Genomic DNA, 12,186 nt, shown 5'->3' with positions numbered 1-12,186 from the left:
GCCCGGCTCAGAAGAGGAAGTAGCGCTGGGCCATGGGCAGTTCCGCCGCTGGTGCGGGCTCGACCGGTTCGCCGTCGATGGTGACGGCGAAGCTGTCCGGGTCGACGTGGACGTGCGGCATCGCGTCGTTCTCCCGCATGTCCGCCTTGGTGACCCCTCGCGTGCTGGCGATCGGCGTGAACGCCTTCTCCAGGCCGAGCCGTTCGGGCAGCCCGTCCGCGATCGCCGTCTCGGTGACGAAGTTGAAGGAGCCGCGTGCGGCCGCCCGGCCCAGTGCGCCGAACATCGGCCGCGGCAGCACCGGTTGAGGCGTCGGGATGGAGGCGTTGGCGTCGCCCATCTGCGCGTACGCGATCTGGCCGCCCTTGATGACGAGCTGCGGCTTCACGCCGAAGAAGGCCGGGTCCCAGAGCACGAGGTCGGCGAGCTTTCCGCTTTCCACGGAGCCGATCTCCCGGTCCAGGCCCTGCGCCACCGCCGGGTTGATGGTGTATTTGGCGACATAGCGACGGACCCGGTGGTTGTCGGCCCGCCCGTCGCCGGGCAGCGCCCCACGCCGCTTCTTCATGACATGGGCGGTCTGCCAGGTCCGCAGGATCACCTCGCCGATGCGGCCCATGGCCTGCGAGTCCGAGGAGATGATCGAGATGGCGCCGAGGTCGTGGAGGATGTCCTCGGCCGCGATGGTGGAGGGCCTGATGCGGGACTCCGCGAAGGCGAGGTCCTCGGGGACGGCCGGGTTGAGGTGGTGGCAGACCATCAGCATGTCGAGGTGTTCCTCGATGGTGTTGACGGTGTGCGGCCGGGTCGGATTGGTCGAGCTGGGCAGGACGTACGGCTCCGAGACCACGGTGATGATGTCGGGCGCGTGCCCGCCGCCCGCGCCCTCGGTGTGGTAGGCGTGGATGGTGCGTCCGGCGATGGCGGCGAGGGTGTCGGCGACGAACCCGGCCTCGTTGAGGGTGTCGGTGTGGATGGCGAGCTGGGCGCCGGTCTCCTCGCAGACGGTGAGGCAGGAGTCGATGGCGGCCGGGGTGGCGCCCCAGTCCTCGTGGATCTTGAATCCGAGTGCTCCGCCGCGCAGTTGGGAGTACATGGCGTCGCGCGAGGTGGTGTTGCCCTTGCCGAGCAGTCCGATGTTGACCGGGAAGGTCTCCAGCGCCTCGAACATCCGGGCCAGGTGCCAGGGGCCGGGCGTGATGGTGGTGGCCTTGGTGCCTTCGGCCGGTCCGGTGCCGCCGCCGACGAGGGTGGTGATGCCGCTGGAGAGCGCCTGGTCGAGAAGGGTCGGCGAGATGAAGTGGACGTGCGCGTCGACCGCGCCGGCCGTCAGGAGCTTGCCGTTGCCCGCGATGACCTCGGTCTCCGGGCCGATCACCAGGTCGGGGTGGACCCCGTCCATGGTGTCCGGGTTCCCGGCCTTGCCGATGCCGGTGATCCGGCCGTCGCGGATGCCGATGTCGGCCTTGACGATGCCCCAGTGGTCGATCACGACGGCGCCGGTGATGACGGTGTCGGGTGCGCCCTCGGCCCGGGTGGTGCGGGCCTGGCCCATGGACTCGCGGATCACCTTGCCGCCGCCGAAGACCGCCTCGTCGCCCGCGTGTCCGGGGCCGCCGGAGCGGTCCTCCTCGATCTCGACGAGAAGGTCGGTGTCGGCGAGGCGGATCCGGTCGCCGGTCGTGGGCCCGAAGAGGTCCGCGTACACGGCCCTGTTGAGGTCAGGCATCGAGCGCACCCCCGGTTTCGCCGCGCAGGCCCGGGACGATGCGGCGGCCTGCGAGAGGGACGAGTTCGACCTCGACGGGGATACCGGGCTCGAAGCGGACCGCCGTGCCGGCCGCGATGTGCAGCCGCAGTCCGTGCGCGGCCGCGCGGTCGAAGCGGAGGCCGGGGTTGGCCTCGGCGAAGTGGTAGTGGGAGCCGACCTGGACGGGGCGGTCGGCGGCGTTGAGGACGGTGAGGCGGGTGACGGGACGCCCCTCGTTGAGGGCGATGCCCCCGTCCCCGTACAGGATCTCTCCGGGAATCATCGGCGCGGCCCCGTCAGACGATCGGATCGTGGACGGTGACGAGCTTGGTGCCGTCCGGGAAGGTGGCCTCGACCTGCACGTCGTGCAGCATCTCCGGAATGCCTTCCATGACGTCGTCCCGGGTGAGCAGCTTGCGGCCGGACGCCATGAGTTCGGCGACGGTGCGGCCGTCCCGGGCGCCTTCCAGCAGGTGGGCGGTGATGAGGGCGACCGCCTCGGGGTGGTTGAGCTTCACCCCGCGTGCCCGGCGCTTCTCGGCCACATCGGCGGCCACATGGATGAGCAGGCGTTCCTGCTCGTGCGGGGTCAGTTGCACGCTTCCACCTCATCGTCTTCCGCCCGGTACCGGCCTCCGGGCGCAGCGGGACCCTATCCCCGTTCAACAGTTCGTTGAACGGGGAACCCGGCTCTCGCGACCAGGTATTGCACGTTAGGGCGGAAGTTTTTCCGTTGCGTTAACTAGCCTTTTGCGGGCCCATGGACATCAGTCCGCGCAGGCCGTTCTCCGGGACCTCGGGAGTGACGTCTCCGAAGAGGGCCTCCTGCACGAGGAAGCCCTGGGCGGTGGCGATCATCGTCCGCGCCACCTGGTCGGCCTCCACCTCACCGCTCAGGATCCCGGCGTCCCGGTAGGCCTCGACCAGTCCGGTCCATGCGGCGCGCATCGTGGCGTAACCCTCGTCCAGCTGTGCGGCGAGTCGCCTGTCGCGCAGCGTCTCGGACCAGAGCTGTACGGCGAGGGCGGCGAAGGTCCGGCGTTCCAGCCCGTACACCTCCCCGGACAGCACCCGGCCGAGCACACTGCCCAGCAGCACGTCCGGGGTGGGCGGCGGAGTCATGCGACCGGCCTCCTCGAACGCGCCGCGGATGGCGGCGAAGGTCTCCTCGGTGATGGCCGCGATGATGTCTTCCTTGCCGGGGAAGTAGCGGTAGACCGCACCGGCGGAGAGGCCCGCCTCCTTGAGGACGTCCTGCATGGACGTGCCGTGGAATCCACTGCGGGCGAAGCAGCGCGCCGCCCCGTCGAGGATCTGGCGGCGCCGGGCGTCGAGGTGTTCCTGGGATACGCGAGCCATGGGCTCAACCTAAAACGAACGTTCATTCTTGACAAGCGGGCGCACCGTCCCGACAGTGGGGCCGTACGTAAAACGAACGATCCTTCTCTATGATCGTGACCCGGAACGAGGCCCCTCATGTCCACTGCACCCAACCGCCGCGCGGTGGCAGTCGTCCTGCTGATCCCGCTGGTGGTGACGCTCGCCCTCTGGGCCTTCGCCTGGCCCGCCGCCCGGATCGCACCGCGCGACCTCCCGGTGGGCGTGGCCGGTGCGGCGCCGGCGGCCGATCAGCTGGGGCGGCAGTTCGAGCAGCGCGAGGGCGCTTTCGAGGTGCACCGCTTCGACGACGAGGCCGCGGCGCGGGAGGCGATCGAGGACCGGGTCGTATACGGAGCCGTGGTCGCCGGACCGGAGGGCCCGCACGTGCTCACCGCGACGGCCGCGAGCCCCGTGGTCGCCCAACTGCTGCGTGAGGCGGTGACGGCGGCGGCACCGGAGGGCGCCCGGGTGGAGGTCACCGATGTCGTCGCCGCACCTCCCGGGGACCCGCGCGGCAGCGCACTCGGCGCGAGCGTGCTGCCGCTGGCCCTGGCGGGGATGGGCGCCGGCGCGGCCGTGACCCTGCTGGGACTGCGCGGGATACGGGCGGCGCTGACGCTGGCGGGATCGGCCGCGCTGGTGGGGCTCGCCGCCACGGGCGTGGCGCACAGCTGGCTCGGCGTGATCACGGGCGACTGGTGGACCGAGGCCGGCGCGCTCGCCCTGACCGTCCTGGCGATCAGCACGGCGGTGGCGGGACTGGCCTCGCTGCTCGGCCCACGCGGGCTCGGCGTCGCCGCCCTGCTGATGATCCTGCTGGGCAACTCCTTCTCCGGGGTCACCAGCGCTCCCCAGCTGCTCCCCGAACCGGTCGGCGCGCTCGGGCAGTGGCTGCCGCCGGGCGCGGGCGGATCGCTGCTGCGCTCGGTCGCCTTCTTCGACGGCAGCGCGGCGGGCGGCCCCGTCCTCACGCTCGCGCTCTGGTCGGCGCTCGGCCTGGCGGCGGTGCTGGTCGCGGGACGACGGCGCACGACCGCCGCACCGGCCGGAGATCAGGCGCCCGGGTCGCCCTGACCGCGGTGCTCGGCGGCGATCCCGAACCGCTGACGTTCACCGGGGGCCGCCGGGGCGGCGGAGCGGATCGAGGAGGCCGAGCCGATCACCTGCTCCTCGCCCGCCGCGCCCTCCCCGTCGAGCCCTTCGAGCCGTTCCAGGTCGGCGGCGGAGACCAGCGCGACCAGCGGCTTGCCGTGCCGCGTCACGACGACCCGCTCACCGCCGTAGACGACGCGGTTGATCAGGTCGGCGAGCTCCGCCCGTGCTTGCGTCACCGGAATCTCGTAAGCCATGGCCCCAGCTTAAGGCGCGCGCACAACCACCCCGGAGCCGCGCGGCAACCGCACAACCCGACTCCATCGCCGAGCCGTGCCCACCACTCCCCCGCCCTTTGGTCACAACTCCGTCACCAACGGAACATCCTCCTCCTGCGGGCGCGCCCGGCTCACTAGCGTCATTCCTCCACGAACTTCCTTGGGGGGACGATGAATTGGAACGACCCACAGCACCCGTCACGGCAAGCGGACTGGGGGCCGGTCGGCCCCGTCCCGCCGCCAACCCCCTCCACCGGGCCACGCTGGGCCCGTAAGCGCGTCATCTTTCCCGCCGCCGGCGTGCTGTTCCTGCTCGGCATCGGGATCGGCGCCACCGGCGAGGAGCCGGAGGCTGTCCGGACAGCGGCGGTGAAGGCGGGGCCGGGGCCGACGGTGACCGTCACCGTGACGGAGACGGCGAAGGTGACCGTGACAGCCAGCCCGGAGCCGGCCCCGACGGTCACGAAGATCAAGAAGGTACGAGTCACCGTCACCGCTCCGCCGCCCGAGCCCGCCGCCGAGGCGCCCGACCCGGTCTACGACGAGGACGACGACTCGGGCGGGGGATCCACGTACTACAAGAACTGCACCGCCGTCCGCGCTGCGGGCGCCGCTCCCATCCGGAGGGGCGACCCCGGGTACGCCTCCCACCTCGACCGCGACGGTGACGGAGTCGGCTGCGAATAGACGAACAGGCGCCCACCGCCCCTCTCCTCGATCCGGCGAGCGCGTCAACCCTTCCCCTTTTCTGTACGTCCTGTACATTTTTGACAGGGCGTGAGCGCAGGACGGACCTGCGCCGCGCCTGCGTTCCGTCAGGCACAAAGGAGAGGGGCTCCGCCATGATCCGACCCGATGCCCGTTACGTACTGCCCGAGTTCACCGAGCGCACCGCGACCGGGACCCGGACCCAGGACCCGTACTCCAAGCTCCTGTCCGAGCGGATCGTCTTCCTCGGGAGTCCGATCGACGACACCGCGGCGAGCGACCTGATCGCGCAGCTCATGCACCTGGAGCACGCCGAGCCGGACCGGCCGCTGTCGCTCTACATCAACTGCCCCGGCGGCTCGTTCGGGGCGATGGCGGCGGTCTACGACACGATGCGCTTTCTGACGTGCGAGGTGGAGACCTTCTGCCTGGGGCAGGCCGGCTCCTATGCGGCCGCTCTTCTGGCGGCCGGGGCTCCGGGGCGGCGACATGCCCTGCCCGGAGCGCGGGTAGTCATTCAACAGCCCGCACTGGCCGAGCCGTTGCGGGGCCAGCCGTCCGACCTGGAGATCCACGCGCGCGAACTGGTACGCACCCGAGAGCTGTTCACGGACATGCTGGTCCGTCACACGGGCCGGACCGCCGAGCTGGTCACCGCCGACATCGAGCGCGACACCATCTTCGACGCGGAGGCCGCTCGCGCCTACGGGCTGGTGGACCACGTCGTGGAGAGCCGCACACTCTCCCAGCCGCCCCACGACGCGAGGTGAACCGCCTATGGAACCGACGGAGTTCCCGCCCCTGCCCGCACTGACCCGCGCCGAGGGCGAGCTGATCGACTGCTACCTGGCGGTTCTCGACCAGGTGGGCCGCATCAACCCGGCGCGCGGCAGCGACACCTACAGCGCCCTGCGGGCCGCCCAGGCCCTGGCCTCCCGGGCGGCGGCCCTGCGCGACGCACTGGCGCTGATGCACGAACGGGGTGAGCGGCAGATCCACGCGGCGACGCTCGCGCGGGCCCTGCGGGTGCTGGACGGCGAGCGGCGGGCGGGCCGGGTCGCCATGCCGCCGGCCCCGAACTGAGCCGCTGCGCGCGCCGGGAGCCCACTACGGGAGCGGGCCGGTCGTCCCGGCGTGCGACACGCCCAACCCCGCGACCGAATTCCCTCGCTCGTTCGGCGTAGGCGATCACCCGCGCGAGCGACCTCCCAACTTGCGCTCGACGCGCGGCCCGTACTCGAAATCCACCCTTTCGTCGCTGGTACGAGGGTGTGCGCCGGGCTCGGCGACGGGCGCGAACCGCCCCTGCCCACCTGAATGGATCAGTGGTGAGGAGACTCACAAATCACTGTTTGGGCTCGGAAATCCGGCACTTGGTGAGTCAAGATCCCTGGGACGACAAGCCCCCGCCGCCGCGGCGGGGCGGTCCGGGTGGACGCCGAGTCCTGCCGCCTCCCGGATGACTGGTCGACAGGAGTGGATCGGCAGGAGTGGAGGACCCGAGCACAACGGGCCGACCGGGAGACCGGGAAGCCCTCGGGGTGAAGCCGCAGCACGCGGCCGGGCAACTTCGCCAGCCCGAACCCGACAGGTCATCCTTCACAGGCGGCTGACGAAGGGTTGCGCATGTCTGCGCAGGTTCATGTCCCGTCTCTGTTCGCCCGGGTCGGTACGGCTTCCGTACTCACCTTCGCCGTGACGTCGGCGATGCTGGCGCCCGGCCTCGTCGACGACGCCGAGGCCGCCACCCATTCGACGAAGGCGCTCAAGATCGCCGCGTCGAAGAAGGGGGCTCCCTACAAGTACGGAGCCGCGGGTCCCAGCCGGTTCGACTGCTCGGGGCTGACGGTCTACTCGTTCAAGAAGGCCGGGAAGAAACTTCCCCGCACCGCACAGCAGCAGTACAACAAGACCCGCCATATCCCGAAGTCACAGCGTAAACAGGGCGATCTGGTCTTCTTCCATTCCGGGCGCAACGTGTACCACGTGGGGATCTACGCCGGAGAGAACAAGATCTGGCACTCCCCCAAATCCGGGGACGTGGTGCGCAAGGCGAAAATCTGGTCCAAGAGCGTCTGGTACGGAAGGGTCCGCTGACCCACCGACCGGACGCTCTTCGCTTGCGGGCGGCACACCGGCGCACCTCTCGGTGCCGCCCGCAAGGGCCCCGGCTCCCCCTTCCTCAGCGCAGGAGAGGCCCGGCCACCAGCGCCAGGCCCAGTCCGGTGAGCGCCACGCCGCTGCCGCCCTCGATCGCCCGGGCGGTACGCGGCCGGCGCAGCCACCGTCCCAGCCGGTCCACCAGCAGGGCGAGCGCCGAGAACCAGACGAGGGCGAGAGCGACGACGAGGGCGGCGAGCAGCAGGGTCCTGGGGAGCGGCGGCTGCCCGTCCGGGACGAACTGCGGCAGCAGGCTGAGGAAGAGGACCGGCGCCTTGGGGTTGAGCGCGTTGGTCAGGAACCCCTGCCGCAGCGCGCGCCCGAACCCCTCACGTACCGGCTGTTCCGGTTCGCCACCGGACGCCTCGGGCCCCCGGGGCGGTGCCTGGTCCGGCGCACGGCGCTCCTCGGCGACCCGGCGCCGCATCGCGTACAGCGCGCTGATTCCGAGGTGGAGCACGTACGCGCCGCCGAGCAGCTGGACCGTGCGGAACAGCACCGGCATCGTCACCAGCACCGCCGCGAGCCCCGCCACGGCGAGCGCGGTGTGGACGAGCAGTCCTCCGGCGACGCCGAGTGCGGTGGCCAGACCGGCGGTGCGCGAGGCCAGGGCGTTGCGTACGACGACGGTGAAGTCGGCTCCGGGCAGCGCGACCATTCCGGCGGCGACCCCGGTGAAGGCGATCAGTTGTGCGTCCATGGGGCCAGCCTGGACCGGCGGAGCCTTTAGCGTGTACTTGCAATCTTCTGGGTCTGCCTAAAGGAACGCTTCATGTACGACCCGACGCGGCTCACCGCGCTGGTGGCGGTCGCCGAGACCGGATCGATCACCCGGGCCGCCGCCCACCTGGGCTACACCGCGCCCGCGCTCTCCCAGCAGCTGGCCAAGCTGGAGCGGGAGGCCGGCGCGGCGCTGCTGGTGCGCCACCACCGCGGCGCACGGCTGACGGCCGCCGGTGAGCTGCTGGCGGGCCGGGCGCGGCGGGTGCTGGACGAACTGGACCGGGCCCGGCACGAGCTGGCGCAGCTGGCCGGGCTGTCCGGCGGCAGGCTGCGGGTCGGGACGTTCACGACGGCCGGGGTGCATCTGCTGCCGCCGGTCCTGAGCGCGTTCCGGCGGGCCCATCCGGAGGTGGAGCTGGCCGTGGCCGAGTACGAGCCGCCGGGCGGCGTCGCGGCGGTCACCGCGGGCGAGGTGGACCTGGCGCTGACCCATACGTACGAGCCGGCGGTGGCCGACCCGCCGCCGGCCGGGGTCACCGTCGAGCCGCTGCTGGTCGAGGAGCTGGTGCTGGCGACCTCGGTCGGGCACCGGCTCGCCGAGGGGACCGGGCGGCTGCCGGTCGCCGAGCTGGCGGGACGGCCGCTGATCAGCAGCGCTCCGGCGCATCCGCCCCGGCGCGGGGTGGAGAGCGCGCTGGCGGCGGCGGGCGCCGCACCGGCGGTGGTCTGCGAGTCGCCCGGCTACGCGCTGGTGTGCGCGCTGGTCAGCGCGGGGCTCGGGGTGGCGGTGGTGCCGGAGATGGTCGCGTCGCTGTCGGCCACGCCGCTGGCGGTCCGGCGGCTGGAGCCTCCGGACTTCCGCCGGACGATCTCCGTGGTCCACCGCGGCGACCGGGCCACCGCGGCGGCGGCGACACTGCTCGCCCTGCTGCGCAGCGGGTTCGGCCGGGCGGCGGCGAGCTGAGCGGTGGCCTGAGCCGGGCAGGCCGGGCGGCGGCCTGAACTCCGCCGCCCCGTCCGCGCCCGGTCGTCAGCCCTGGACCGGCACCGCCCACGGCAGCGTGATCCAGACCGTCTTGCCGCCCTCGGCCGTCGGGACGACCGTCAGCCGGCCCCCGTACTCCTTGGCCAGCGCCCGGATGATCACCATGCCGCGCCCGTTGTCCTGCCGTACGGCGGCGGGCAGCCGCTGAGGCCACCGAGGGTGACTGTCCGTCACGCCGAGGTGCAGCTCCTCGTCGCGTTCCAGGCGCAGATCGACGGTGAAGGTGGGCGACTGGCCGAACGTGTGCTGGACCGCGTTGGTCGCGAGTTCGGAGATGATCAGCCGGATGGTGTCGGCCAGCTCCGTCTCCTCGGAGAGGCCCCATTCGGCCAACGTCCTGGCCACATGTCTACGGGCCGAGGAGACCGAGACCGGATCGCTCGGCAGGGTGACGGTTGCTTCCTGATGGTCTGCCATGGCGACGCCGTCCCTTTCGCGCCCCGGCCGACCCGCGGTCGGCCGGGATTGTGCTTCGCGCCAGACTGCCATTGTTGAAGCTCGCTGTAACGACGTTCGACCAAGATATGCATATATCTGTCGCTCGAAGCGGTGAATTCGGGTCCCGCACCACCCGGACGACGGGCACACTGGCCCCCCTGCGGGCCCGGATCACGCGGTGCGTGAGGGTCCCGCCCCGTTCCGCACAGCGCGAGGAGACCCGGATGCAGCACGGCCCCGTCGTCCGACGACGGAAGCTCGGCGAGGAGTTACGGAGCCTGCGGCACGGCTCCGGACTCACCAGCCGGGACGCGGCGCACCTGCTCGGCTGGCACCAGTCGAAGGTGAGCCGTATCGAGACCGGCGCCAGCGGGGTTACGCCCGCGGACGTGACGCGCCTGCTCGACCTCTACGCGGTGCGCGACGCGCAGTTGCGCGCCCTGCTCGAAGTGCTGGCCGGGTCGGCGGGCGGTGGCGGCGCGGGGTGGTGGCACGCCTACCGGGGGCTGATCCCGCCCCAGTACCGCGACTTCATCAGCCTGGAGTCCCAGGCCGATACGGTGCGGACCCTGGAGACCTCGGTGGTGCCGGGCCTCCTCCAGACGGCCGGCTACGCGCGGGCGGTGACCCGGGCCTCGCTCGACGGGCTGCCGGCGGACGATCTCGACTCGCTGGTCGAGGTGCGGCTGACCCGTCAGCGGGTGCTGTACGCGAAGCCGCCGCTGCGGTTCACCGCCGTACTGGACGAGGCGGTGCTGCACCGGAGGGTGGGCGGGCTCGAGGTGATGCGCGACCAGTTGGACCATCTGACCCAGGTGTCTCAACTCCCCCACGTACAGCTGCAGTTGCTGCCGTTCTCGGTAGGCGGGTACGTCGGGCTCACCGGTCCTTTCGTCATCTTCTCCTTTCCGAACATTTCTGATCTGGATGTGGTCGTTCTCGACCACTTGACGAGTAGCCTCTATCTGGAGCGGAGAGAAGACCTTGAGGCGTACGGCTCGGCCTTCCGCACCCTGCAGACACACGCACTGACGCCGGACGGATCGCTGGACCTCATCGACGCGATCCGCTGCGGCCTGCGCTAGCACGATGGACCGCTGATCCGTTGGACCGCACCGACACGCTGACCCGACAGGACGTCCGACTCTGCCCGAGGGGGGCACCATGTCCGACCGTCTCGTACCCCGCACGGAGCCGCTCAGGTGGCGCCGCAGCAGCCGCTCCACCGGAATGAACAACTGCGTGGAGACCGCGCGGCTGTACGGCCCCGAGCCCGGCGGCGCGCTCCTCGCCGTACGCGACTCCAAGGACCTGGAGCGGCCGCCGCTCCGCTTCTCCGCCACTGCCTGGACCACGTTCGTGGCCGGACTGGAGCCGCGCTCCTTCAGCTGAGCGGAAGACCGGCCTCCCGGGGAGCGGTGGCGACGACCGTGGCCACCGCGGCGCCGATCTGCTCCTCGGTGAGGTCGGCCCGCGCGGTGAGGCGCAGCCGGGAGATGCCGTCCGGCACCGACGGCGGCCGGAAGCACCCGACCGCCACGCCGGCCGCACGGCAGTCGGCGGCCCACCGCACCGCCGCGTCGGCGGAGGGTGCCCGCACGGAGACGACCGCCGCGTCCGGGCGGACCGCCGTCAGCCCGGCTGCGGTGAGCCGCCCGTACAGCGCGGCGGCCACCTCCCGGGCCCTGGCCGCGCGTTCGGGCTCCCGGCGCAGCAGCCGCAGCGCGCCCAGTGCGCCGCCCGCCGCCGCCGGGGCGAGGCCGGTGTCGAAGATGAACGTACGGGCCGTGTTGACCAGGTGGTCGATGACCCGGGCCGGACCGAGGACCGCGCCGCCCTGGCTGCCCAGCGACTTGGAGAGGGTGAGGGTGGCGACCGCTCCCGCGCCGCCCGCGAGTCCGGCCGCCGCGAGCGCGCCGCGTCCCCCGTCGCCGAGGACGCCGAGGCCGTGGGCGTCGTCCACGACGAAGGCCGCGTCGGCGGCGCGGCAGACCTCGGCCAGCGCGGCGAGCGGTGCCGCGTCCCCGTCCACCGAGAAGACCGAGTCGGTGACCGCGAGCGCGCGTCCGTCGTGGGCCGCCAGCGCCTTGGCGACGGCGTCCGGATCGGCGTGCGGGACGACGGCGGTCCCGGCGCGGGAGAGCCGGCAGCCGTCGACGATGGAGGCGTGGTTACCGGCGTCGGAGACGATGAGCGAACCCCGTCCGCTCAGTGCCGTCAGTGCCGCCAGGTTGGCCGCGTAGCCGGAGGAGAGGACGAGGGCCGCCTCGAAGCCGCAGAAATCCGCGAGTTCGTGTTCGAGTTCGGTGTGCAGCGCGGTGGTGCCGGTGACCAGCCGCGATCCCGTCGCACCCGCGCCCCAGCGGTGGGCGGCAGCGGCCGCTGCGGCGGTGACCTCGGGGTGGCGGGTGAGGCCCAGGTAGTCGTTGCTCGCGAGGTCGAGGAGCCCGTCCTCCGCACTCCTCGGGCGCAGGGCCCGGACGAGTCCGGCGGCGGCCCGGCGGCGGGCCTCGTCGTCGATCCAGTCGAACGGGGAGGAGGGCGGGGCGAAGGACATGAGGCGGTCCCTTTTGTAGGCAGCTCACAGACCCTAGCGGGGTGCGCAGCAGGTC

Annotated in this window: 16 protein-coding genes and 1 riboswitch; of the genes, 8 read left to right on the top strand and 8 right to left on the bottom strand. The window is 72.1% G+C overall.

Features of this window, described 5'->3' with window-relative positions; all coding sequences use genetic code 11:
- Positions 1–7 precede the first annotated feature (7 nt).
- The 4 genes from ACIRR8_RS29905 to ACIRR8_RS29890 all read right to left on the bottom strand — a co-directional run bounded on the left by ACIRR8_RS29905 (position 8) and on the right by ACIRR8_RS29890 (position 3,109).
- Positions 8–1,729, bottom strand: a complete 1,722-nt coding sequence (locus tag ACIRR8_RS29905; RefSeq protein ID WP_404070654.1) for an urease subunit alpha — start codon at positions 1,727–1,729, stop codon at positions 8–10.
- Positions 1,722–2,033, bottom strand: a complete 312-nt coding sequence (locus ACIRR8_RS29900) for an urease subunit beta (protein WP_404070651.1) — start codon at positions 2,031–2,033, stop codon at positions 1,722–1,724. Before ACIRR8_RS29900 ends, ACIRR8_RS29905 begins: the two co-directional genes overlap by 8 nt.
- A gap of 13 nt (positions 2,034–2,046) precedes the next feature.
- Positions 2,047–2,349 carry an urease subunit gamma gene (locus ACIRR8_RS29895; RefSeq protein ID WP_404070648.1) on the bottom strand — a complete coding sequence of 101 codons (303 nt, stop codon included), beginning with the start codon at positions 2,347–2,349 and terminating at the stop codon, positions 2,047–2,049.
- Positions 2,350–2,488: 139 nt separating this feature from the next.
- The gene (locus ACIRR8_RS29890) at positions 2,489–3,109 is read right to left on the bottom strand and encodes a TetR/AcrR family transcriptional regulator (RefSeq protein ID WP_404070645.1); all 621 of its coding nucleotides are present in this window, start codon (positions 3,107–3,109) and stop codon (positions 2,489–2,491) included.
- Positions 3,110–3,226: 117 nt separating this feature from the next.
- On the opposite strand from ACIRR8_RS29890, the gene ACIRR8_RS29885 reads away from it, so the two are divergent.
- The gene (locus tag ACIRR8_RS29885) at positions 3,227–4,204 is read left to right on the top strand and encodes an ABC transporter permease (protein ID WP_404070642.1); all 978 of its coding nucleotides are present in this window, start codon (positions 3,227–3,229) and stop codon (positions 4,202–4,204) included.
- Here ACIRR8_RS29885 and ACIRR8_RS29880 read toward each other — a convergent pair.
- Positions 4,183–4,479, bottom strand: a complete 297-nt coding sequence (locus ACIRR8_RS29880; RefSeq protein ID WP_404070639.1) for a type II toxin-antitoxin system Phd/YefM family antitoxin — start codon at positions 4,477–4,479, stop codon at positions 4,183–4,185. The two genes, ACIRR8_RS29885 and ACIRR8_RS29880, sit on opposite strands and share 22 nt — an antisense overlap.
- Before the next feature lie 192 nt (positions 4,480–4,671).
- Between ACIRR8_RS29880 and ACIRR8_RS29875 the strand changes: the two genes are divergently transcribed.
- The 4 genes from ACIRR8_RS29875 to ACIRR8_RS29860 all read left to right on the top strand — a co-directional run bounded on the left by ACIRR8_RS29875 (position 4,672) and on the right by ACIRR8_RS29860 (position 7,305).
- Positions 4,672–5,187, top strand: coding sequence for an excalibur calcium-binding domain-containing protein (locus tag ACIRR8_RS29875; protein WP_404070636.1), 516 nt, complete (start codon positions 4,672–4,674; stop codon positions 5,185–5,187).
- A 155-nt stretch (positions 5,188–5,342) separates the two neighbouring features.
- A complete protein-coding gene (locus tag ACIRR8_RS29870) occupies positions 5,343–5,978 on the top strand; it encodes an ATP-dependent Clp protease proteolytic subunit (RefSeq protein ID WP_404070633.1) in 636 nt (211 codons plus the stop codon).
- 7 nt (positions 5,979–5,985) lie between these two features.
- Positions 5,986–6,291, top strand: coding sequence for a hypothetical protein (locus tag ACIRR8_RS29865; protein ID WP_404070630.1), 306 nt, complete (start codon positions 5,986–5,988; stop codon positions 6,289–6,291).
- 353 nt (positions 6,292–6,644) lie between these two features.
- Positions 6,645–6,831, top strand: a riboswitch (cyclic di-AMP (ydaO/yuaA leader).
- A gap of 3 nt (positions 6,832–6,834) precedes the next feature.
- Positions 6,835–7,305 (top strand): C40 family peptidase, encoded by a 471-nt coding sequence (locus ACIRR8_RS29860; protein ID WP_404070627.1) that lies wholly within the window; start codon positions 6,835–6,837, stop codon positions 7,303–7,305.
- A gap of 85 nt (positions 7,306–7,390) precedes the next feature.
- On the opposite strand, the gene ACIRR8_RS29855 is transcribed toward ACIRR8_RS29860, so the two are convergent.
- The gene (locus ACIRR8_RS29855; RefSeq protein ID WP_404070624.1) at positions 7,391–8,068 is read right to left on the bottom strand and encodes a LysE family translocator; all 678 of its coding nucleotides are present in this window, start codon (positions 8,066–8,068) and stop codon (positions 7,391–7,393) included.
- A gap of 72 nt (positions 8,069–8,140) precedes the next feature.
- Here ACIRR8_RS29855 and ACIRR8_RS29850 point away from each other — a divergent pair, with 72 nt between their 5' ends.
- Positions 8,141–9,055 (top strand): LysR family transcriptional regulator, encoded by a 915-nt coding sequence (locus ACIRR8_RS29850; protein ID WP_404070621.1) that lies wholly within the window; start codon positions 8,141–8,143, stop codon positions 9,053–9,055.
- 66 nt (positions 9,056–9,121) lie between these two features.
- Here ACIRR8_RS29850 and ACIRR8_RS29845 read toward each other — a convergent pair whose 3' ends face one another.
- Positions 9,122–9,553: an ATP-binding protein gene (locus ACIRR8_RS29845; RefSeq protein ID WP_404070618.1), complete on the bottom strand. Its 432-nt coding sequence runs from the start codon at positions 9,551–9,553 to the stop codon at positions 9,122–9,124.
- A gap of 245 nt (positions 9,554–9,798) precedes the next feature.
- On the opposite strand from ACIRR8_RS29845, the gene ACIRR8_RS29840 reads away from it, so the two are divergent.
- Together ACIRR8_RS29840 and ACIRR8_RS29835 are read left to right on the top strand one after the other, a co-directional pair.
- Positions 9,799–10,659, top strand: a complete 861-nt coding sequence (locus tag ACIRR8_RS29840; RefSeq protein WP_404070615.1) for a helix-turn-helix domain-containing protein — start codon at positions 9,799–9,801, stop codon at positions 10,657–10,659.
- A gap of 79 nt (positions 10,660–10,738) precedes the next feature.
- Complete coding sequence (locus ACIRR8_RS29835) at positions 10,739–10,966, top strand: DUF397 domain-containing protein (RefSeq protein WP_404070613.1); 228 nt, start codon at positions 10,739–10,741, stop codon at positions 10,964–10,966.
- Here ACIRR8_RS29835 and ACIRR8_RS29830 read toward each other — a convergent pair.
- Positions 10,959–12,131 (bottom strand): 8-amino-7-oxononanoate synthase, encoded by a 1,173-nt coding sequence (locus ACIRR8_RS29830; RefSeq protein WP_404070611.1) that lies wholly within the window; start codon positions 12,129–12,131, stop codon positions 10,959–10,961. The genes ACIRR8_RS29835 and ACIRR8_RS29830 overlap by 8 nt on opposite strands.
- Positions 12,132–12,186: the final 55 nt, after the last annotated feature.

Origin of the sequence: Streptomyces sp. NPDC101178 (genome assembly GCF_044767965.1) — a bacterium.
Taxonomy (GTDB): Bacteria; Actinomycetota; Actinomycetes; order Streptomycetales; family Streptomycetaceae; genus Streptomyces.
Note: the sequence above shows the minus strand (reverse complement) of the source record. Positions and strands in the feature narration are given on the sequence as shown.